This window comes from Parasphaerochaeta coccoides DSM 17374 (assembly GCF_000208385.1).
GTDB classification, from domain to species: domain Bacteria; phylum Spirochaetota; class Spirochaetia; order Sphaerochaetales; family Sphaerochaetaceae; genus Parasphaerochaeta; species Parasphaerochaeta coccoides.
Map to the genome: position 1 here is coordinate 70,179 of NC_015436.1, position 22,614 is coordinate 92,792.

Annotated in this window: 20 protein-coding genes; 11 read left to right on the forward strand and 9 right to left on the reverse strand. The window is 52.0% G+C overall.

Annotated features, from left to right (window positions below; genetic code table 11):
- Positions 1-104 precede the first annotated feature (104 nt).
- Both SPICO_RS09585 and SPICO_RS09590 read right to left on the reverse strand, forming a co-directional pair.
- Complete coding sequence (locus SPICO_RS09585; protein WP_013738698.1) at positions 105-2,309, reverse strand: RCC1 domain-containing protein; 2,205 nt, start codon at positions 2,307-2,309, stop codon at positions 105-107.
- A 398-nt stretch (positions 2,310-2,707) separates the two neighbouring features.
- Complete coding sequence (locus tag SPICO_RS09590) at positions 2,708-5,197, reverse strand: RCC1 domain-containing protein (protein WP_013738699.1); 2,490 nt, start codon at positions 5,195-5,197, stop codon at positions 2,708-2,710.
- Positions 5,198-5,719: 522 nt separating this feature from the next.
- On the opposite strand from SPICO_RS09590, the gene SPICO_RS00305 reads away from it, so the two are divergent.
- From SPICO_RS00305 to SPICO_RS00345, 9 genes are all read left to right on the forward strand, one after another.
- Positions 5,720-6,793, forward strand: a complete 1,074-nt coding sequence (locus SPICO_RS00305; protein ID WP_013738700.1) for a BMP family lipoprotein — start codon at positions 5,720-5,722, stop codon at positions 6,791-6,793.
- Between the two features lie 121 nt (positions 6,794-6,914).
- Positions 6,915-8,435 (forward strand): ABC transporter ATP-binding protein, encoded by a 1,521-nt coding sequence (locus tag SPICO_RS00310; protein WP_013738701.1) that lies wholly within the window; start codon positions 6,915-6,917, stop codon positions 8,433-8,435.
- Entirely contained in the window at positions 8,432-9,547 is a 1,116-nt protein-coding gene (locus SPICO_RS00315; protein ID WP_013738702.1) for an ABC transporter permease, read from the forward strand. Before SPICO_RS00310 ends, SPICO_RS00315 begins: the two co-directional genes overlap by 4 nt.
- A 1-nt stretch (position 9,548) precedes the next feature.
- The gene (locus tag SPICO_RS00320; protein WP_013738703.1) at positions 9,549-10,481 is read left to right on the forward strand and encodes an ABC transporter permease; all 933 of its coding nucleotides are present in this window, start codon (positions 9,549-9,551) and stop codon (positions 10,479-10,481) included.
- A gap of 193 nt (positions 10,482-10,674) precedes the next feature.
- The gene (locus tag SPICO_RS00325; protein ID WP_013738704.1) at positions 10,675-11,505 is read left to right on the forward strand and encodes a purine-nucleoside phosphorylase; all 831 of its coding nucleotides are present in this window, start codon (positions 10,675-10,677) and stop codon (positions 11,503-11,505) included.
- Entirely contained in the window at positions 11,502-11,981 is a 480-nt protein-coding gene (locus SPICO_RS00330; protein ID WP_215904614.1) for a cupin domain-containing protein, read from the forward strand. Before SPICO_RS00325 ends, SPICO_RS00330 begins: the two co-directional genes overlap by 4 nt.
- Positions 11,981-12,724 carry an SDR family NAD(P)-dependent oxidoreductase gene (locus SPICO_RS00335; protein WP_013738706.1) on the forward strand — a complete coding sequence of 248 codons (744 nt, stop codon included), beginning with the start codon at positions 11,981-11,983 and terminating at the stop codon, positions 12,722-12,724. Before SPICO_RS00330 ends, SPICO_RS00335 begins: the two co-directional genes overlap by 1 nt.
- Before the next feature lie 7 nt (positions 12,725-12,731).
- Positions 12,732-13,421 (forward strand): metallophosphoesterase family protein, encoded by a 690-nt coding sequence (locus SPICO_RS00340; protein ID WP_013738707.1) that lies wholly within the window; start codon positions 12,732-12,734, stop codon positions 13,419-13,421.
- Positions 13,414-14,325 carry a transcriptional regulator gene (locus SPICO_RS00345; protein WP_013738708.1) on the forward strand — a complete coding sequence of 304 codons (912 nt, stop codon included), beginning with the start codon at positions 13,414-13,416 and terminating at the stop codon, positions 14,323-14,325. Before SPICO_RS00340 ends, SPICO_RS00345 begins: the two co-directional genes overlap by 8 nt.
- A 3-nt stretch (positions 14,326-14,328) precedes the next feature.
- Here SPICO_RS00345 and SPICO_RS00350 read toward each other — a convergent pair whose 3' ends face one another.
- From SPICO_RS00350 to SPICO_RS00360, 3 genes are read right to left on the reverse strand one after another with little or no spacing between them, the layout of a single operon-like run.
- On the reverse strand, positions 14,329-14,958 hold the full coding sequence (locus SPICO_RS00350; protein ID WP_245523204.1) for a flavodoxin family protein: 630 nt from the start codon (positions 14,956-14,958) through the stop codon (positions 14,329-14,331).
- Between the two features lie 45 nt (positions 14,959-15,003).
- Positions 15,004-15,780 (reverse strand): ABC transporter ATP-binding protein, encoded by a 777-nt coding sequence (locus SPICO_RS00355; protein WP_245523205.1) that lies wholly within the window; start codon positions 15,778-15,780, stop codon positions 15,004-15,006.
- A gap of 10 nt (positions 15,781-15,790) precedes the next feature.
- Positions 15,791-16,558 carry a FadR/GntR family transcriptional regulator gene (locus SPICO_RS00360; protein ID WP_148229049.1) on the reverse strand — a complete coding sequence of 256 codons (768 nt, stop codon included), beginning with the start codon at positions 16,556-16,558 and terminating at the stop codon, positions 15,791-15,793.
- Between the two features lie 500 nt (positions 16,559-17,058).
- Between SPICO_RS00360 and SPICO_RS00370 the strand changes: the two genes are divergently transcribed.
- Together SPICO_RS00370 and SPICO_RS00375 are read left to right on the forward strand one after the other, a co-directional pair.
- On the forward strand, positions 17,059-17,826 hold the full coding sequence (locus SPICO_RS00370) for a hypothetical protein (protein ID WP_148228965.1): 768 nt from the start codon (positions 17,059-17,061) through the stop codon (positions 17,824-17,826).
- A gap of 124 nt (positions 17,827-17,950) precedes the next feature.
- Entirely contained in the window at positions 17,951-19,165 is a 1,215-nt protein-coding gene (locus SPICO_RS00375; protein WP_013738714.1) for an L-serine ammonia-lyase, read from the forward strand.
- Positions 19,166-19,261: 96 nt separating this feature from the next.
- On the opposite strand, the gene SPICO_RS00380 is transcribed toward SPICO_RS00375, so the two are convergent.
- From SPICO_RS00380 to SPICO_RS00390, 4 genes are all read right to left on the reverse strand, one after another.
- Positions 19,262-20,284, reverse strand: a complete 1,023-nt coding sequence (locus SPICO_RS00380; protein ID WP_013738715.1) for a LacI family DNA-binding transcriptional regulator — start codon at positions 20,282-20,284, stop codon at positions 19,262-19,264.
- Positions 20,278-20,436, reverse strand: coding sequence for a hypothetical protein (locus tag SPICO_RS10325; RefSeq protein WP_169310026.1), 159 nt, complete (start codon positions 20,434-20,436; stop codon positions 20,278-20,280). The genes SPICO_RS00380 and SPICO_RS10325 overlap by 7 nt, the downstream gene beginning before the upstream one ends.
- Before the next feature lie 152 nt (positions 20,437-20,588).
- A complete protein-coding gene (locus SPICO_RS00385; protein WP_013738716.1) occupies positions 20,589-21,542 on the reverse strand; it encodes a sugar ABC transporter substrate-binding protein in 954 nt (317 codons plus the stop codon).
- A gap of 71 nt (positions 21,543-21,613) precedes the next feature.
- Positions 21,614-22,603, reverse strand: a complete 990-nt coding sequence (locus SPICO_RS00390) for an ABC transporter permease (RefSeq protein WP_013738717.1) — start codon at positions 22,601-22,603, stop codon at positions 21,614-21,616.
- Between the last annotated feature and the right edge of the window lie 11 nt (positions 22,604-22,614).

The window sequence follows — 22,614 nt, forward strand, 5'->3', positions numbered from 1 at the left end:
TCATGCGAATGTTATCCCTGGATTCAATTTCAAAAGGAATGAACCGGCGTGGCGGAACGACCTGTTGATTGGTCGGCGTGCGCCGGTATCTCCTCATGTTCCGGTCAGAAAATTACCTGTTCGGGCGTGGTTCTGTGGTTTCCCGAACCGCTGTCACCCAGACCCAGTTGACCATTTTCGTTTTGTCCAGTCGCCCAGAGCGTGCCGTCCTTCTTCAGGATCATCGTGTGTCTTTCTCCGGCGAAGATTTCCTTGACATCAGTCATGACCTGCACGGGGATGCCTGTCTGGGTAGGGGTAGCGCCGATACCCAGTTGACCATAAGTGTTGTTTCCCGTCGCCCAAAGCGTGCCGTCCTTCTTCAGGATTAATGTGTGGAAAGACCCGGCGGAGACAGCCGCGACATCAGTCATTACCCCGGAACCATTGGTATCATCCTTGACCTGCACGGGTGTGCTTTTGTCGGCATAATCGCCTAAAGTGCCGTCACCCAGTTGACCATTTAAGTTGTATCCCGTCGCCCAGAGTGTGCCGTCCTTCTTCAAGATCATCGTATGCCGATCTCTGGAGGAGACAGCCGCGACATCATAACCCATGGATAAAACCTGCTCGGGCGTGCTTGTTTTATAGGAGGTTCCAGCGCTGACACCCAGTTGACCAGAACTGTTGGCTCCAGTCGTCCAGAGCGTGCCGTTCTTCTTCAGAATCATCGAGTGAACATCTCCAGCAGAGATGGCCTTGACATCAGAACGCATGGACGAAACCGGCACGGGCGTACTTTTGTTGGCCGTAGTGTCATCTCCCAGTTGACCATTGTTGTTCCGTCCTGTTGCCCAGAGCGTGCCGTCCTTCTTCAGAATCAGCGTGTGATTGCTTCCGGCGGAGACAGCCACGACATTAGTCATGAAGTCGTTGGGAGTGGTACTAGCCTTGACTTGCACGGGAGTACTTCTGTTGGTCGTAGTGCCGTCACCCAGTTGACCATAGTTGTTCCGCCCCGTCGCCCAGAGCGTGCCGTCCTTCTTCAAAATCATCGTATGGTAATTTCCGACGGAGACAGCTGCGACATCAGAACCCATGGACGTGACCCATACGGGTATGCTTGTTTTATAGGAGGTCGCAGCGCCGACACCCAGTTGACTATAGATGTTCAGTCCAGCCGCCCAAAGCGTGCCGTTATTCTTCAGGAACATCGTATGATAAGCTCCGGCAGAGACGGCTCGGTATGGTTTGAACGTAGCAGCCCAGTTCCCGCCGTCACTTTCATCCCAGTCTCCGATCTCAATCTGGATGGCGGCAACGGCGACTTCTTCATCAGACGTGTTCAGCGTCATGTTGTAGACATGCTGCTTGCCTTTGTCAAAGTGAATCTTGCCTTGATCAGAGGTCGCTACGGAATCCGCTGCCCATGTGTATGTACCAGCGCCAGTACCCCCGGTCAGGGTAAACTCCAGGCTCACGTTAGCCAGAGCATCAGTGTTGCCCACAGGTATCAGCACAGCCTCGAACCTGCGCTTACCCTCGGCTCTTTCCGTGGTCGTAAGAGTGTCGGAAATGTCCTTCATGAGAATAGATGCGCTCGTATCCGTCGTGCCCAAGGTTCCGTCATTCAGGTTTATCGTAGTTTCAGAACCCAAGCCCTTGACCGTGACGGTAAAGCCGCCGGTGGCATTGTTGATGGCACCCTTATCAACGGTCGTGCTGGGAGAGATGTTGACAATCAGACGGGAGAGCATATGGTCAAGCTTCAGATGCACCGTTGAGGTATTGTTCTGTACGTTGTCGGTACGTCCCCACAGGAAGTCAGCCTTTCCGGTGTCCTGTTCCCCGGAACCCGGATAGACATTTATGGGTAGAGCGGTGGTATCAGCGATGGGAGACACGTAAGGATAATAGGCGATGAAGTCGAACGTGTCGTCGGCATTATCGGCAATGTCATTCCACTTCAAGGTGTCACCAGCGGTAGCAGGAGTGAAGCCGGAAGTCTGGAAGGCTGTGTCAGCCGTGTAGTGTCTGTTTGCACGTTCTGAGGCGGCAGTAGCTGCCGTGCCAGTGCCATGTTCCAGCATGTAGATGCCGACTTCATCAGCGGCTTGCCATTCGGAATTTGCTGTGGCCTTGCGCCCTATCGCGGAAGTGAATCGTACTTCATTGGTATGTGAAACATTCAGCTTGCTGTCGCATGAAATAAGGGCGACAAGTAGTATCAGAATGGTTGTAAGAACCACAAAACCTGGTCTGCTAGATTTGTTCATACGCAAATCTCTCAGATTCTTTACTCTCTCTCTCTCTCTCTCTCTCTCTCTCATTGTATCTGTTCCTTTCTCCATGAAGAAGATGGCAGCATATCAGCACAACTAATGTGGAGGTAATAATACGGTAGTATAAATCCGTTATGGGCAGTTTGCTATTATCCAAAAGTATTATTTTGCATGAAAAGTATATAATACTTTCGGGTTATTTAATGATTTTAAATGTTAATAGTTGTTATTAATTCGGTTTTAAGCGTGTAAAAGCCAAAGACACGTGAGAACATGGGAAAAAGACGAATACCACAAGTTTTTCACATTATTGTTTTCCCTGTGTTGCAAATTTTCATCTCTCCATGCAGATGACGCTTGGTCATAGGGCGTGGTAGGGAAGGAGAACCGGCGCAGCGGAACGACCTGTTGGTTAGCGTGTGCGCCGGTATCTCCTCATGTTCCGGTCAGAAAATTACCTGTTCGGGCGTGGTTCTGTGGTTTCCCGAACCGCTGTCACCCAGACCCAGTTGACCAAATTCGTTGTCTCCTGTCGCCCAGAGCGTGCCGTCCTTCTTCACAATCATCGTGTGATTCAGCCCGGCGTAGACAGCCGCGACATCAGAACCCATGGACGAAACCTGCTCAGGCGTTGTTATGTGGAAGTCCATACCGCTGTTTCCCAGACCCAGTTGACCATATTCGTCGAATCCTGTCGCCCAGAGCTTCCCGTCCGTATCCACAATCATCGTGTGATAACCTCCGGCGGCAACAGACTCAACAGTAGGGAGAGATCCTATTGTGGTGTCCGTGACCTGCATGGGCGTGTTTTTGTCTTCATCATTACCAATACCCAGTTGACCATAATTGTTGAATCCAGTCGCCCAGAGCGTCCCGTTCGTACCTACAATCATTGTGTGCTCATTTCCGGCGGCAACAGACATGACAGCAGGCAGATTTCCCGTGGATGTGGATGTGACCGGCACAAGAAAGTTTTTGTTGGCCCCATAGCCCGAAGTGCCGTCACCCAGTTGTCCACCACTGTTGTTTCCCGTCGCCCAGAGCTTCCCGGTCGTATCAACGAGCAGCGTGTGATGGGAGCCGGCGGCGACAGACGCAACAGCAGGGAGAGGTTCCGTCCCTGTGGTGAAAAGGATCTGCCTGGGCAAGGTCACGGGTGTGTTAAAGTCGCCTAAACCCAGTTGACCCAAATCGTTGCGTCCATTCGCCAAGAGCCTATCATTCGGATTTAAAATCGTACCTACGATTATTGTATGATACTTTCCAGTGGCGACAGACGCAACAGTAGGGAGAGTTCCCGTTGAGGTGCCCGTGACCTGCGCGGGTATGTCTGTGTAGGTAATAGTGTTGATACCCAGTTGTCCATAGATATTCCGTCCAGTCGCCCAGAGCGTGCCGTTATTCTTCAGAATCATCGTATGGTCAGCTCCGGCGGAGACTGACTTGACATCAGTCATGAAGTCGTTGGGAGTGGTACTTGCCTTGACCCGCACAGGAGTAGTTCTGTTGATCCAAGTGCCGTCACCCAGTTGACCATCTATGTTGTATCCCGTCGCCCAGAGCGTGCCGTCCTCTGCCAGGATCATCGTGTGATTGTCTCTGGCGGAGACTGCCTTGACCTTCGGCACCCACCTTGCATACAACGTCACGTTATTATTGGTGGGAATGGTGAAGGAGTCACCGGCAGCATACTGGGTTCCGTTGCCATCAGGCAAAGTATTCCATCCGTAGACGTAATGGTATTGCTTCTCCAACGTCCCAGGATCCGGTAGTATGACGGAGCTTCCTCCATGAGCGATTATCGCTTCCGGCGCAGTACCGCTTGTAGCGTTGTTGCCGTCAAAGGAAAGGCGGTATGCCTTGACAGCAGGTGCGTTTATGCCGTCCCCGGTGTCCCAGTCCTTTATCTCAATCTGGATGGCGGCAACGGCGACTTCATTGTCATCCGTGTTCAGCGTCATGTTGTAGACATGCTGCTTGCCTTTGTCAAAGTGAATCAGGTGCTTGTCTCCCTCAGCTACAGCACCTGTGGTACTTGGCTTCCATGTGTATGTACCAGCTTTAGCACCACCGGTCAGGGTAAACTCCAGGCTCACGTTAGCCAGGGCATCAGTGTTGCCCACAGGTATCAGCACTGCCTCGAACCTGCGCTTTCCCTCGGCTCTTTCCGTGGTCGTAAGCGTGTCGGAAATGTCCTTCATGGCAATAGGCGCAGTGAGACCGGATACATCAGCCAAAGAACCGTCATCCAGACTCATCGTGGTTATGTTGTCCAAGCCTTTGACCGTAGCCGCAAATGCAGTGGCATCATTGATAGCCACAGCATCGACGGTCGTGCTCGGAGAGATGTTGACAATCAGGCGGGAGAGCATATGGTCAAGCTTCAGCCGTACTGTTGAGGTATTGTTCTGTACGGTGTCGGTGCGTCCCCACAGGACATCGGCCTTTCCAGTATCCTGTTCATGTGTCCCCCTGTCCCGGTTGATATCTATGTACAAGGTATCAGTGTCATAGAAGGATGTCGTACCGGCACCATCTTCGGTATGAGCCAGGTACGCCCACGGATAGTAGGAGATGAAGTCGAACGTGTCGTCGGCATTATCGGCAATGTCATTCCACTTCAAGGTGTTGGCATTATCAGCAGGAGAGAAGCCGGAGGTCTGGAAGGCCGTGTCAGCCGTGTAGTGTCTGTTTGCACGTTCTGGGGCAGTAGTAGCTGCCGTGCCAGTACCATGTTCCAGCATGTAAATGCCGACTTCATCATCGGCTTGCCATTCGGAATTTGCCGTGACCTTGCGTCCGATTTCCGTGGAGAAGCGCACCGCATTGGTATTTGAAACATTCAGCTTGTTATCACACGAGACAAAAGAGGCAAGGAGAATCAGCAAAATCGTAAAAACCACAATGCCTGGTTTAGCTCCCTTTTTCTCATTCATGGCTTCCTCACTTTTTTAGCATGTGTTCCTTGCATACTTACATAATTTGCAACCGCATATGTTTTCCTGCTTTCTTCCATGTGAATCTCTTGACGGCACTACGGAACCATATCAGGCGGGCATTCTCTTTACTTTTTGAGTTAACGTTAACGCATTTTCTGCGCTTATTATCTTTTCCGCTTGAAAATATGTCAAGTTTTATTTCTTACATCCTTTTAATTTCCGTAATACTTTCTGGTACTTCGCACCAGATTCCCACAGCAGTCTTGACTGCAATTATCACATGCAATACATCTGATACAGAAAGGACAGGCAGGAGCAAAGTGCGGAGCTGGAACGATGTGAAAAAACACAATGGCCTGTAAGATAGCGTTTGTGGAAAACCGCTTCAGATTCAACCAGGGTTTTGATGAATGCCTTGCCATCATATTTCACCAAGAACTGGTTTTCCCGGTTTGACATCTGGTATGCGTGACGGTACTATAGATACAAGAATTCACATTTTTATCAGAGGAGATATCCATGAAGAAGATCATTGTTATTCTTGCCATCCTGCTGCTTGCTGGTGCAGTTGTATTTGCACAGGGAGCAAAAGAGACTTCCAAGGCATTGAAGGTCGGCATGGTCACTGATGCCGGTACCATTGACGACAAGTCCTTCAACCAAGGGACATGGGAAGGAATTTTGCGCGCAGAAAAGGATTTGGGTCTGGATATCCAGTACCTGAAGCCTTCCGGAACCACAGAAGCCCACTATCTCAGCGAGATTGGCAACCTGTATGACGCCGGGTACAAGTTCATCATCACTCCCGGATTCAAGTTCGAGACGGCCATCTATGTCGCGCAGGATCGTTATAAAGACGCCAAGTTCGTCATCCTTGACGGAGAACCCCACAGCGCTGACTATTCGACGTATCGGATTGAAAAGAACGTCGTCGGCGTCTACTGGCTGGAACATCAGTCTGGATTCGTCGCTGGCGTAGCTGCCGCTCTCCAGATCAAGACTGGTGATTTCGGCTTCATCGGTGGCATGGAGATTCCTGCCGTGCAGAAGTTCAACTGGGGCTTCCAGCAGGGTGTCGCCTATGCTAACAAGAATTTCGGGACTTCCATTACCATGAAGGCCGAGAATGTCCTGTACCAGGGTTCCTTTGACAACGTGGCAGCCGGACAGCAGTTGGCCGCTTCCATGTATGACAAAGGCGTGAAGGTCATCTTCGCCGCCGCCGGTGGTGTCGGTGTGGGTGTCATCAACGAAGCAAAGAACCGTGCTTCCTCCGGGCAGAACGTGTGGGTCGTCGGTGTTGACGTTGACCAGTACAACGAAGGGCTTCTTCCCAACGGCAAGTCGATCATCCTGACCAGCGCCATGAAGTATCTTGACCGCGCTTCCTACGAGATGATCCAGCTTGAGACTGAAGGAAAGTTCCCCGGCGGACAGATATTCTACTTCGATGCGACTTCCGACAGCGTCGGAATTCCCGTTGAGAATCCGAATCTCGGCGCCGATGTGACAGCCAAGGTCAACGAAGTCTACGCACAGCTCAAGGCTGGCAAGATTACCGTGGCTGATAACAGCACCGGTCTGTTGAAGTAAGGGCTGACGTGTCGCGTTAATTTTCAAGGGTCGTCACTTACGACGGCCCTTGAAGTTTTTTTGCGGGATCTCCCGCATGTCATCATACGGCTTGCCGTATCCTCATGGAGATTATCTACCAATGAGTCACGCCATTGAAATGTTGCATATACGGAAGGAATTTCCCGGCATCATCGCCAACGATGATATTTCCTTTTCCGTCAACCAGGGGGAGATACATGCTCTCTTGGGAGAAAACGGCGCCGGGAAGTCAACCTTGATGAGCATTCTGTTCGGCCTCTATCGCGCCGATCAAGGGACAATCAAGGTCAAAGGACGGGAGGTGTCCATCACATCCCCCAACGATGCCAACGACTTGGGCATTGGCATGGTGCACCAACATTTCCAGCTCGTCCATAATTTCACGGTCACGGAGAACATCATCCTCGGCAAGGAAGGTGGATTTGTCTTCAATGCAAAAGAAGCAGCCGCAAGGATTGCCGGACTTTCCAGGCAATATGGCCTGATGGTCAATCCGGAGATGGTGATTGAGGATATCAGTGTTGGTATGCAGCAGCGCGTGGAGATTTTGAAGATGCTGTACCGCAATGCGGATATCCTCATCTTTGATGAACCTACGGCTGTGCTTACTCCGCAGGAGATAGATGAATTGATGGACATCATGCGCAGCTTGCGTGATGAAGGGAAATCTATCATCCTGATTACCCACAAGCTGGCAGAAATCAAGGCAGTGGCCGACAGATGTACCATCATCAGGCGTGGTACGGTCATTGATACCGTAGATGTCGCCTCGACCAGCCAAGCTACGATGGCTGCCATGATGGTGGGGCGTCCTGTAAACTTCAAGGTTGAAAAGAAACCGATGACTCCCGGTGCGCCTGTATTGGAGATACAGGGTCTGAATGTCATGAACGCCAAGAAAATCCTGGGCGTGAAGGATTTCTCCTTCAGTGTGCGTGAGGGTGAGATTGTCGGCCTGGCCGGTGTTGATGGCAATGGACAGAGCGAATTAATTGAGGCTATCACAGGACTGCGTCCTGTGGTGTCCGGCTCAATCCTTCTTTCAGGAAAGGACATCACTCCTTTGTCGGTTCGTACCCGCAATGAGATGGGCATGGGGCATATCCCTGAGGATCGTCAGAAGCGTGGGCTGGTGTTGAACGCGACCGTTGCCGCCAATATGGTGGTGAAGGACTATTATCACAGTCCTTTTTCCCGCAACGGCCTTCTGGATCAGAATGCCATAGTGGAATATGCCCAAGGCATTGTACGCAGGTTTGACGTGCGCAGCGGGGAAGGCATCCATTCCCTTGCGGGGATGCTGAGCGGTGGCAACCAGCAGAAAGCAATTGTAGGGCGGGAAATTTCTTATGATCCGCGTCTGCTCATTGCCGTCCAGCCCACCCGTGGCTTGGATGTTGGCGCCATTGAGTTCATCCATAAACAGCTGATATCCCAGCGTGAGAGAGGGAAGGCTGTACTTTTGATTTCCTTTGAGCTGGATGAGATATTCAACCTGTCCGACCGGATTGCGGTCATCAATTCCGGAGAACTGATGGACATTGTGGATACCCGCTCTACCGACGAACACGCTGTCGGTCTAATGATGGCGGGCATCAAGGATCGGGGAGGAGAACAATGATCAAGGGTAAGAAACTACAGGCTCCCGGCCAGCACGTATTCCTGACGGGGTTCTCAGCCATCATTCTGGGGCTTCTCGCCGGAGCGGTGCTTATGGCCCTCATCGGCAGGAACCCCTTCAGCGGGTATCTTTATCTGTTCCGTGGCGGCTTGATGAACATCAAGCGCATTGGCGATACAATGGCGACGGCAACCATGCTGATTTTGGTGGGGTTGTCAGTCGGATTCTCCTTCAAGACAGGTCTTTTCAACATAGGTGGCGCGGGACAGATGCTGATGGGCGGTCTTGCCGCTACTTTCGTCGCTCATCGGATGAATCTTCCCCGGCCGTTGCTCTTGGTCATGATTATCTTTTTCGGCTTGCTGGCGGGGGCGGTCTGGGGCATCATACCGGGCTTTTTGAAAGCACGGTTCAACGTCCATGAGGTCGTGGCGACCATCATGATGAACTGGATAGCGTACTGGGTGGTCTACTATATTGTGCCGGCTCATCTGAAAGGGCCGAGCCTGGAGACTGAATCCATGTCCATTCCCGCGGGTAATTCGCTCAGGATGGAGTGGCTGAGCAGGTTGTTCAATGGCTCATACATCAATCTGGGCATATTCATAGCCATAGCGGCAGTGCTCATCATCAAGTTCATCCTGGACAGGACGACCCTTGGCTTTGAGCTGAAGACAGTTGGTTCCAACCGGTTCTGCGCGGAATACGCCGGTATCAAGGTAAACCGGGACATCATTATCTCCATGATGATTAGCGGCGGCTTGGCCGGTCTCGCTGGTATGGCTTACTATACCGGCTACAGTCTGAACGTCCAGATTGGCGTCATGCCCAGCCAAGGTTTTGATGGCATTGCGGTGGCTCTCCTTGGAGCCAGCACGCCTCTCGGTATTCTTCTGTCCGGTTTGTTCTTCGGGCTTCTCCAGGCGGGCAAGGGGTTCATGAACGCAATGACGAAAGTGCCGCCGGAGATTGCGGATACAATCATTGCCATCATCATCTATTTTACGGCGACCAGTTCCCTGTTCCTTCGTTTTTTTGTACGGTGGAGCAAACGTCGGGAAAATGTGAGGCAGGAAAAGGCGATGGCCGCGTCGCGGAAGGAGGATGTGTGATATGTGGCATATAATAACTCTTGTCTTTCCTTATGCGATTGCCTATACCATCCCCATGTTGGTCACTGCGCTCGGCGGTCTGTACAGCGAGAGAAGCGGTGTCACCAACCTGGGTCTCGAAGGTTTGATGCTGGTTGGTTATTTTGCTTGCGCTTTGTTCATCAGAAGTTTTGAAAGCAGCTTCTACGCGTGGGCTTTGCCACTCGGACTTTTGACAGGGATGCTGGCGGGAGCGTTGTTCAGTCTTCTCCACGCCTTTGCTTCAATTAATCTGCGTGCTGACCAGACGATTAGCGGCACGGCAATCAATATGCTTGCCGCCGCCCTGACTGTCTATCTGGCACGGGTTTTCAGCGGCAGCGGCAACATCCGCATCATGATGGGCATTGTCCGTTCAGATGTCCCGGTGCTGTCGAAGATTCCCGTCCTTGGGCCTCTGTTCTTTTCCCAGACATACTGGAGTACATGGCTTGTCCTGGCAATCTGGGGGGCTTCCTGGTGGTTCCTCTACAAGACATCCTTCGGTCTGCGTCTGCGTGCCTGCGGCGAGCATCCGTCGGCTGTTGCGTCAGCAGGTGTCAATGTGCGGCTGATGCGCTACTTCGGAGTAGTGATGAGCGGAGCATTGGCAGGGCTGGGCGGTGGTGCCATCCTGATTACCTACAGCGGTGAGTTCAACGGGAGCGTGGCAGGGCTTGGTTTCCTCTCCATTGCGGCGTTGATTTTCGGGCAGTGGAAGCCTTTGGGCATCCTGGGCGCTACGTTCTTCTTTGGGTTGGCTACTACTGTTGCAAATGTGTCCCAAGCCATTCCACAGCTTGCTGTCATTCCTCCGATGTACCTGAAGATATTCCCCTACGTGGTGACGTTGATTGCTTTGGTCGTTTTCTCCAAGCGGTCCGCGGCGCCCAGGGCGAGCGGCATACCGTTCTGATTCCCTGGTTGCTGTCCCGCCGGCTGATGAATCTTGGCATGGCGGGACAATGACCGGTTTTCTTTTTCGTGCCGCTGAGAAAAGAGGTCTTTCATAGGAGCCATGCGTGTAAAAGGAAGAAGACGCAAGGGGAAAAATACGGTATGGTGTAGAGGGGACATCCATCTCTGATTGTGATGTTCCGGGAGGCACCATGGAAGATTTGAAAAAGAAAATGAATGAATCATCCGCATACATTCGCGGAATCATAGGGGATATGCCCGTGGAGATTGGCATTATCCTGGGCAGCGGGCTTGGCGCCCTTGCTGATGAAGTGACCGATGCAACAGTAATCCTTTACAAGGATATTCCCCATTTCCCGGTATCCACCGTCCCCGGTCATGCCGGTCGCTTAGTGATAGGTTCCCTCCGTGGACGGAAGGTTGTGTGCATGCAGGGTCGTTTCCATTACTACGAAGGCTATGGGATGGATCTCGTGGTGTTCCCCGTACAGGTCATGTACGCCCTCGGTGTAAGGAATCTCCTGCTCACCAATGCCGCCGGATGCGTGAACCCCGCATGGGAGCCGGGTTCCCTTATGATTATCAGCGACCATATCAAGCTGGTTCAGGATAATCCCCTGAGGGGACGCAACGATGAGTCCCTTGGCCCACGTTTCTTTGATATGTCCCGTGCCTATGATATACAGCTCAGGAAGCTGGCTCGACGCTGCGCCCAGGATCTGGGCATTGATATCCGCGAGGGGGTCTACCAGTTGTTCACCGGGCCATCCTTTGAAACTCCCGCTGAGGTCAGGATGGCACGTCTGCTCGGAGCTGATGCCGTGGGCATGTCTACGGTTCCGGAAGCCATTGCGGCAAGTCATCTGGGCATAAGGACGTTGGGAATCAGTTGTCTGACCAACATGGCGTCCGGAATCCTTGATCAGCCGCTCAACCATGAAGAAGTGCTGGAGACAGGGGAAAAGGTCAAGGAGACATTCTCCGCTTTGGTTCGCGACATCGTACAGAAATGGCCGTTGTGAACGCTTCTGATGTCATCTCTCGGCTCGGTCTTGAGCCGCTGGAAGGAGAGGGCGGGTATTTTCGGCCGCTCTCTCCCTTTCTCTCTCCGCAGGGAGAAAAAATTGGGAGCGGCATCCTCTATCTGATGACGACCGCTTCTTGGTCCAGTCTCCATCTGCTTTCCGCCGATGAAAGCTGGCATTTCGCCGCGGGAGATCCTGTGGAGCAATTGCTTCTGGAGCCTGACGGGTCATGGTCTGTCCGTATCCTGGGAGCGGATATCATGGCGGGACATATCCCTGCCGCCATGGTGGAAAAAGGCAGATGGCAAGGAAGCCGGCCATATCCCGGCGGAGAGGCGGGCTGGTCATTATGTACCGCTGTCATGTGTCCTCCATTTGACGATCAGCAGTATATTCAAGGTAGGGAGGATTTGCTGAATCATTATCATGGCTGTGCCTTGGTACGCGAGTTTCTTGCCGCATGGGGGACGTGATGGAAATGAATGTACATGATGCCGTCATTGTAGTGACAGGCGGAACCAGCACTTTGGGGGAAGCCATATGCCGCGCTTTCCTTCATGAAGGCGCATACGTATGGTGCGGCTGGACTTCCCCACACGGAAAGAAGCGAGCCTTGACCTTGGCAGAGGAAGTCGGCTCGCGACTTTTGCCCCTGCGTATTGACGTGCGTGATGGTGCCTCTGTAACTGCGGCGCGGGATGCCGTCATGAAAGAACATGGATACCTTGATGTCCTGGTCAACAATGCCGGAGTATTCACGGTATCCAGTCAGGAAGACTTGGCGGAGCAGGATTGGGATACTGTTTTTGACACCAACATCACGGGTGTGTGGCGCATGGTGAAGACTTTCCTGCCAGTATTGGCTGATGGTGGTTCCATAGTGAACATCTCCAGCATGAACGCATCCCGTCCGGGCTTCGGCGGTACCGCGCATTATGATGCCTCCAAAGGTGCCGTGTCTTCCTATACGGCCAGCCTTGCCGCCGAGGTGGGGCCGCGGATACGGGTCAATGCCGTGGCGCCCGGCTTGATTGATGCGCCGTATCTGCATGAAGGAGATTCTTCCCTTGCCCAATCCTATGTGCGGAGGGCGGCACTGGGTCGCCTTGTCCAGGCTTCGGAGGCAGCGGACATGGTGCTGTTCCTGGCTTCGGAAAGGGCGCGTGCTGTCACAGGCCAGATTTTTGGTGTAGACTGCGGATATCCTTTGGGATGAGGAAGAAATGAAAATACTCTGCATATCAGATACGCCGGATCCCATTGTATATTCCAGCCACATAACCGAGCGTTACGGGAATGTGGATTTTGTCATCAGTGCCGGAGACCTGTCACTGCCCTATTATGAATACATTATTTCGACCTTGAACAAACCGCTGTTCTTTGTCTTCGGCAATCACAACCTGGAGCATTTCCATTACTTCAAGAAAGACGGGATGGAGGCTGCCATGGAGCAGCCTCGGTTTGGCAGTCTGCCTCCCTATGGAGGGGACTACATAGACGGTAAAGTAACGCGGGACAGGAAAACGGGAGTTCTTGTCGCTGGACTTGGAGGGTCAAACCGTTACAACAATGGTGCGCATCAGTTCACTGACAAGCAGATGATGCGCAGGATTCTGGCCATGGCGCCGCGTCTGCTCTACAACAAACTCAGGTATGGACGCTATCTTGATATCCTGGTGACCCATGCGGCGCCCTATGGCATCAATGATGACATTGATCCCTGCCATGTCGGGTTCAAGAGTTTCTTGAAATTCATGAAATGGTTCGAGCCGAAGTACCTGTTGCACGGACATGTGCATATGACCGACTTGAATGCCGCGCGTATCAAGACGTATCACAAGACGAAAGTCATCAACGTGTACCTGAACTACACGCTGGAGGATTCGGAACTTGGAGGAAAGGACAATGAATAGGGATTTGGCGTATCAGGCCAATGAAGATTTCGCCAAGGCTCGCTCCAGAGGCCGGATGCAGTCGTTGATGGATGCCATCCAATGGCACAACGTTGACCTGCTGTCACTGTACGAAGTCACCAGCCTCATCAAACCGAAGAAAGAGACATATTTGGGAATCAAGACGATTCCTGTGGATAAAATCATTGGTTCCGAGGGACGTTACCATGATTTCACCAGCGCCTTCTATCCCAAGAAGGACTTGCTCAGGGGACGGTGGGAAAGCATAGACCGCGCCCACAGAACCTATATCAACCTGCCGCCGATTAGCGTCTATAAGCTAGGGGAATGGTATTTTGTCCGTGACGGAAACCACCGGGTGTCCGTGGCGCGGACACAGGGGGTGGAGTTCATTGATGCGGAAGTGGTCGAGCTGGATACCGAGATTGAACTTGAACCGGGCATGACCATGCGCACGCTGCGCAAGAGCGTGGTGGACTACGAACGGAAATGCTTCATAGAGGAATATCAGCCGGAGAAATACCTGGACATGGGACTGATTTCCTTCACATCGCCCGGCATGTATCCTGAGATGGTCAATCATATCCTTGTACATAAATACTATATCAACCAGAACCGTAAAGAGGAGATTCCGTTCTCGGAGGCCGCCCGCTCATGGTTCGACAATGTTTATATGCCCATTGTGAGGGAAATACGGCGTGATGGTCTCTTGGCTACGTTTCCGGGAAAGACGGAAACTGATCTCTACATGTGGATTGTGCGCCATTGGGACAATCTGAAACATTCCACGGGGAATCAATCAGTTTCCATCACCACCGCTGCCCGTGATTACCAGAAACGCTTCGGGACAGGATTTTGGGGTCGCATGAAGCAGCGGTTCAAGAATGTTTTCTCCAAGAAGTGACAGTCAGTTCTGCGGCGTGACTATCTTGGCCATGGTGTGGGCGTAAACTTCCAGGGCTTTCCCCATGCTTTGAGCAGGGCGGATGGTGCCGTCCTTTCCTGCCCGGTGGACGACGCCCTGGGGCGGCTGTGCGGGAACTCCCGGCTTTATCTGCGTGCCATAGGGTATGTGTATCATTCCCAGGCTCTGCGCCCAATGCGCCATTGTCTCAAGGGCACGGGAAGGTTCATCCGTCTCGTCCGAACTGCTGGTGAAGCATCCGAAGAACTTGCCTTCCAGTTCCCCGCTTTCCTTCAGCGGCCATGCTGTGTCCATGAAGGCGTTCATCTCCGGCGTCACATTGCCGAAGCGCGAAGGAGAGCCGAGGATGATGAGGGAGCTTTTGATGAGGGTGGATATTGTGGCTTCTCCCAGGGAGATGATGTCTTCATAGAAATCGTTGGTGCTCTCCAGTGTGTTCGCCAGAATGTGAAGGTCATCGTCCTTGACCCGGTACAGGCGTGCATCAAAGCCCATTTCGGCAAAGGAATCCTTCAGGTGACTGCCCATGATGAAGCAGTTTCCCGTGGTACTGTGAATGATGATGGAACAACGTTTCATGTCAAGAACCTCGCTTGTGAAGTGGTACGTCATATCCACTATATACTATGGATCGGACGTCTCGGATAGCTAAATGTATCAGCACCACGCGGAATACAAACCGTCGCGATGATCAATGTAGACCTTTTGTCCATATGCGTCAGCCAGGATTTCCTCGGTGAGGATGTCTTCCTTGGGACCGTCAGCCATAATCCTGCCGTCCTTCATCACGATGACCCTTTCGATTTCCGTGATGATTTCGCTCAGTTCATGGGTGATGAGAACCAATGTCTTGCCGGTATCCGCCAGGGTTCTGAGCGTGGAACGGTACTGCGCGCGGGAAGGGAAGTCCAGGCTGGTGACGGCTTCATCGAGTATCAGCAGGGAAGGGTCGTTGATGCAGGCGCGGGCAATCAGCGCTCTGCGGGCTTCTCCTGATGAGAGGGTGTTCATGCTCTTGTCCTTCAGATGGATGATGTTGAATTTCTCCATGATGTCATGCGCCTGACGGTCATGCTCAGGGGTGACATGATGGGAAAAATCAAGGCCGATGGAGCTGAATAGACCGGAAATGACGATTTCCGTGACAGTATAGGTGGTCGAGCAAAGTGTCTGGAGCGGTTGTGACACAATACCTAGCTTTTTCCTCAGTTCATGGATATGCCATTTCCTTTGTCCGAAAAGGATGCGTGAGAAGTTTTCCCTGTACAGGGGATGCACGCCCATGGACATGACACCCGCCAAGGTGCTTTTGCCTGCTCCGTTAGCTCCGATGATGGCAATATGCTGATGTTCTTCTATGCACAGGGATACATCATCAAGGATGATGCGGCCGTTCCTGCTTACGGTGGCATGGCTGATATCGACGACAGGCATATTCATCTTTCTATAGGTTGACAGGTCTTGCCAGTTCTAAATCTGAAACGAACATGTTTTCAAACATGCGGCGCAGGTTGGTCATGCGAGTCAGTATCAGGGCAACGGCCAGGTTCGTTTGCCCGTCATCAAGGGCTTCTATCAAATAGCGATATTCGTTGACCTTCTTCTTTTTCTCCGTGAAGGACTCTTCGAGTTTCTCCAAATGGGAATGGAGCAGAGGTGAAAAGTTTTCATAGAAGCTGTTGAAAATGATGTTGTCGACGGAGTGGAACAGGGTCTTGTGGAAGTTGATGTCAGTCTGGCGGAAAAGTTGGACGGCTTCCGTGTCCTTGTGGTCTTCAAGGCGGGGAATGAGCTGCTCCATCTTGGTGACGAAACGTTCCAAAGTGCGCACTATCAGCATCCTCTGAGGATTGCGGGAGAGTTCGTAGGTCGAGGCAATCTCAATCACCGTCCGGGCTTTTATCAGGTCGAGTGTCATTTTCCGATCGTGGCAGTGGGAAGAAAACAGTGTGGCGGAAAGAGATCCGACGAATTGGTCAAGGTTGTTGGACTTCACGATCGCGTTGCGTCCTTGGCTGATTTGTACCAAGCCTTTTGCCTCAAGTCCCTTGAAGGCTTCCCTTATGGAACGGGAGCTTGTGGAGAACTGCTTGGCGAGCTCCTGTTGGGAGGGCAGCTTCTCTCCTGCCTTATAGGTGTTGTTCAAGATCATGTCTTCCAGTTTTGAGGCGATTTGGGAAGATTTTGTTTCTGTCACCAACGATAGCATCATCAGCATGTCCTTTTTTCGGGGGATGGAATGGATTTGTCTTTATGGATGAGGCACCATCATTTTTCTGAATGATACTTGAAATATGAGAAAAATTAAAGAAGTCAACGTTGACTTTATGGTTTCATAATGCATTTTTCGGTTACTCCGAAGGGAGATATGAGGGTGTTGTCGAAATAAATGTGACTCTCCTGTAATTTTTTTCCTTTCCACATCCTGTTTTCCATGTAATAATCCTTTTGTCGTTGCTTTCGTCCGTACTGATTTTTTCCGCATACGGACAAACCAGGGGGAGAGAAATCACCTTGGGAGTAGAAGGAGGAGCCGCTGGGTCACTGGTCCAGCGGTTTTTTTGCGGCCACAAAAAGCCGGGGACAAACAAGACCACCGGCTCGGACAAGCCAACCAAACCGCAGTATCACGTACAGATGAGGGGAGCTTCCCCACGTAAGAGCCTTGTCCACGGTTGAAACGGAAAGCCGGGTTCCCGCATTCAATGCATCATGAAGCTTTTTTCTCGTCAGCTTGGATTTCTGCTCTGTCGCATCTTCTGTCTTCTTTGCCTCCTGGCGCTTGCGGGATGCGGATGGGAACCTGTGGGGCATCGTCCTGTGCGTGTTTCCTTGGATGCGCACCATCCCTGGGATGAAGAAGGAACGGAGATTTGGTATACCCTGATATGGAACAATGGGGAAACATTGGTACGACGCCACATGAATGCTGGCAAAGAGACTGTCATCTCCGTGCCGTTGGGCAAGACGTGCGTCATCTGCGCGTTCCCCTTGGGAGAACTGGCTCCCTATGCCGGGGCATGGACGCCACGGTCGGGAGGTTCCACGGTTGTTCTTTCCCAGACGCAGGGCGCTCTCGGTGATTTTCTTCTTTCCCTTGTGAAGCAGGACGCAATAGTCATTGAAGCGATGGATTATCCTGCCGTCGCCGCTGTTGCCACGGAGAAATGTGGGGATGTGAGGATGCTGGATCTGGAAAAGTTTGGCCTTGCCCTGCTCAACGGAACCTTGTCGGAAGCATCTTTCTCCCGGAAAGAAGAAAAAATTGTCGTCCTTCATGACGTTCCTTCAGGACGTTGGGTATCAGAGACAGGAAGTGACAAACCTCTCTGGATTGGCATGGGGATGCCTGTTCCTCATATGAGCCTGGGTGCCGGAAAATACAGGTACTATTGTGCATCCCTCCGCATTGAGCTTGATATCGTGGTAGAGGAAGGCGTACCGAATGCGTCAATTATGCTGAAACCACGGTATCTGTGAAAACATGTCGCGGTAGTGAAGTCCTTGATGGCAATGCAATGGACATAAATGCCATCCAAGAGGAAAAACAAAGGAGGATATCCTTCCATTTTTCGCTGAAAAGTACTAGATTCGCTTATAGATTATGGAATCATTGCGGGAATTGTACAGGATCGGTTATGGTCCGTCGAGCAGTCACACCATGGGGCCGCGTTACGCTGCCCTGGATTTTCTTTCGGCCTATTCCCAGGCTCCAGGATTCAAGGCCGACTTGTTCGGCAGTCTGGCGGCGACAGGCAAGGGGCATCTCACCGACCAGGTGCTGAAGGATGTCTTTGAAAAAGCGGGAAAGACTATCGAGATATCGTGGCATCCAGAGGAATTTAAGGACTTCCATCCCAATGCGCTGACGTTGAAGGCTTTTGGATATGCTGATGACGAGCTTATTGGCGAAGAAACATATTATAGTGTAGGCGGGGGAAAAATCCTCCGTGAGAAGGACAGGAAGACGGGCAGGACAGCGCCATATCCGGGTTTCCTTGGTTCTATGGCTGACATCCTGCGTTACTGTGAAAATGAAGGTCTGCGAATATGGGAAATCCCTGTCATTTTTGAAGGTCCGTCCATCATGGATTTCATAACAGACATTTGGGAAGCTATGTGTGCCTCCATTGAGAGCGGGCTGTCCCATGAGGGTGTGCTGCCCGGTGGTTTGAAACTTGCCCGCAAGGCCGCACAGGTCAATGCCCGTGCCCAAGGTTCAGGGCCTACCGAGGCAGCCGTATTCGCCATGAGCTATGCCTTGGCTGTCAGTGAAGAAAATGCGGGGGGCGGCCAGATTGTCACCGCTCCTACCTGCGGGGCAAGCGGCGTTTTGCCCGGCGTCCTTTATTATTTCTACAAGCATCGCAGCATTCCCCGCGCCAAGATTCTGCGTGCTTTACTGACAGCCGGAGTCATCGGGAACCTTGTGAAGGAAAACGGATCGATCAGCGGTGCTGAGGTCGGTTGCCAGGGAGAAGTGGGCGTCGCCTGCTCAATGGCGGGTGGGGCAGCCGTGCAGCTGCTGGGCGGAACGATTTATCAGATTGAGTATGCCGCCGAGATGGGGCTGGAGCATCATCTGGGTCTCACCTGCGACCCTATGCTCGGCCTTGTCCAGATACCGTGCATCGAACGTAATGCCTTGGCTACCATGAGAGCCATCGACCATGCCGCCTATGCTTTGATTTCCGATGGACGGCATAAGGTGTCCTTTGATGATATCATCGGGGTGATGATGGAAACAGGTCATGCTCTGCCGTCCCTCTATCGGGAGACGAGCATGGGAGGGTTGGCAAAGGTTCGTTCCTCGAAATAAGGCAATAACACCAGAGTTGCAATGAAACTACATCCTCCGGGAACCGTAAGAACGCGCAGCCCAATTGAATGCCTGTATTGTTGCCATTTCCCGCCCTCAGGTGCCGTCTTGTGCGTTACCATTCAGAGTCGAGGTTGATTCCCGGATTATCAGCTGGGACGGCATGGCGATATTGACGTTGAGATGATTCTCACTTGTGATGAGGGAATGAATCATCGCGACAGATGTCTGAGCCATTTCGCCGAGAGGCTGGCGGATGGTCGTGAGACGCGGAATGGTGAATGAAGAAATCTCTATGTCATCAAAGCCTACGATGGATACATCTTGCGGGACGGAAATGCCATGATCCTTCAATTCCCGCATTGCGCCGATAGCCAGCTCATCTGTCACCGCAAAGACAGCAGTGAACGGCGTATTGCGCTTCATAAGCTCCCGCATTCCTTCTCCTCCGGAGAGGACACTGTAGGAATCAACATATACGACAAGGTTTTCATCATACTTCAATCCTGCGTATTCCAGGGCATTCCTGTACCCTCGTTTTCGTTCAAGGCTGAAAGAGTATCTCTTTCCACAGATCAGGGAGATGCGCCTGTGACCCAGCTGGATGAGATGATTGACTGCGGCATGAGCCGCTTCTTCTTCGCTGACATGTATGCTCGTCGAGGTCCATTCATCTTTCTCGAAGGTTGTGATTACACAGGGAATCTTGTTGCTTTCAAGATATTCGTAAAAAGCGTGGAGCTGGATTTCCTGGAGCATGATGATTCCGTCCGTCCTTTCGGACTTGACCCTCTGAAAACAGTCATCTTCTCCATCAGGCCCCATCGCGACAAAATAGAAGACAGTGCGATATCCGAATTTCTGGAGATGATGCTCTATATTGGAGAAAAGTTGTCGTTGGAATATGTTGAAGGTATCAGGAATTATCAGGGCGACGGTGAATGTTCGTTTCATCACCATGTCACGGGCGGCCTTGTTCGGCACGTACCCGGTAGATTTTATTGCTTGAAGCACCCGCGCCTGTTTTTCAAGGTTCACGCCCTTTTTGTTGTTGATAATCCTGGATACGGTGGAAACAGACACGTCAGCAATTCTTGCGATATCCTTGATACTTACCATCGGCGGGTTTCCTCCGGGTTCCGGTTCGCGATTGCGTCATCCCACTGCGGCCATTCGACAATATAAGATGCCGTATAATCTTTTTCCAGCAACAACTTCAGCGGTAGTTTCCGCATAGTGACCGAAACCCATATGATATTATCAGGAATCATACAATACTCGTCCAAACGTATCCATACATAAAGAAGTGTTCATTTTCCGGTCATTTCTGCTCATTTCAAGGCAGTGCGGACGAGCGGCATGCTGATGTTTGGCAGGCACGGGAAAAATGAAGGGAGCCGAAGCTCCCTCCATCAAGAAGATGCTACTTGAGGTTGTCCAGGGCTGCCTGGGCGGTTTCCTTGACAATGACATCGACACCGCTATCAATGCGTTTTTCAACCGTACCGCCGTTCGCCAGGGTAATCGCGATTTCAACTCCAAGATATCCCATGGCTTCCGGCTTCTGGGCGACGCTGGCGAAAAGGCCATCGGCAAGAATGGACTCCAAAGCCTCTTTGTTTCCATCAGTACCCATGACAGCAGCTTTCACCCCTGCCTGCTGGAGCGCGCGCAAGGCTCCCAACGCCATTTCATCATTGGAAGCGAATACTATGTTGACGCTTCCGTGAGTCTGTAGCAGATTCTGCATGACCGTGTATGCTCTTTCACGGTCACTATATCCTGGCTGCCGTGCAAGGACGGTGATTCCCGCGGCCTGGAAAGCAGCTTGCGCTCCATCTGCCCTCTGGGTGGTCGTCGGATTTCCGGGAGCCCCTTCAATGATGATGGCTTTCGCGCCTGGACCGACCGCTTTTATCAAAGCTTCAGCACCGAGCTTTCCGGCTGCATAGTTCTCCGTACCGATGAATGTCGCATAATTCGCATATCCATCAGGCATGGGCGTATCAACAAGGACGACAGGAATACCTTTCGCCTTTGCGGAATCCATGACATTGACTGCTGTCGGTGGCTGGCTTGGTGAGAAGACCAATGCGGCAGGGTTCTGTGCCAGGGCATCCTGTACCATGTTGATCTGCTGCTCGATGGCATCTTCCGTCGGAGGGCCGAGCTTGATGAGCTCCACTCCGTAGTGTGCCGCGGCCTCGTCCGCGCCGGAAACGACACGTTGCCAGTATTCACTGCTCAGAGTCTTCAGGACAACGGCAATCTTCATCTTCCCGCTATCCTTGGCGGATTCCTGCGTTCCACGGGAAAACAGGGTTGCGGGAACCATCAGAAGCGCGATGATCAGGAACAATAAACCAATTTTCTTCATATCGATCCTCCTTGATATGGATGGGATGTTATTTCCCACTTTCTTTGCGAAAACCCTCTTTGCTTCGTGTCCTACTTTGCGACAGCCGATACACGCTGCCGCAGGACATCAATGTACACAGCCAGAATGATGACGACACCTATGGTGACAGTCTGGAATGCGGAATCGACATTAAGCAGATTCAATCCATTGCGCAGAACGGCAATGATCAGGACACCGATGATAGTATTGCCGATTTTCCCGGTTCCTCCGGAGAAACTTGCTCCGCCTATGATGACGGCTGCGATTGCATCAGACTCATAATCCTGTCCCGCCAAAGGGTACGCCGCATTGACACGTCCGACCAGGACTATGCCGGCGAGGGCAGCGGTGAAACCACTGAGCGCATATACGATGCATTTGACCTTTGATACGTTGATGCCGCTCAACCGGCTGGCTTCCGTGTTTCCTCCGATTGCGTAAATATGTCGTCCCGTTGCTGTATGGGTCAGGAAAAAGAACATGCCTATATACAGGACGATGACAAGGACGATGCTTGCGGGAATCGGGCCAAAGTAATGGCTGCCCATGAACTGAACCGCCATGGGGAAACCGCTGATAGGCATGGCTGCGGTAATCGCCAACGCAATTCCCCGGCCTATCATCTTTGTACCTGTAGTGGAAATGAACGGGTGGGGCAGCTTGAGCTTTGTCAGGAGCAGACCATTGATAAGCCCGAACAAGGTTCCTATCAACAGGCAGAGAAGCATGCCGAGAAAAGGATCCATGCCGAGCCTTACGACAAAAACTCCCATGGCCATGATGGACATGGCAAGGATAGAACCGATGGACAAGTCTATGCCTCCCGTAAGGATTGCAAGGAACTCGCCAACGGAAATCACGGCGCTTACGGTAGCCTGTGCCAGTACATTCCGCAGATTGTCCAAAGACAGGAATCGCGGTGAAAGTATGGCAATCACTATGCTCAGCACAATCAGGCTGAACACGATGCCATATCCTTTCATGAATAATGAAAACCCATTCCTTTTTCTTGCATCCTGCTTCTCTGCTGTCGGATTCATTCTTTTTCCTC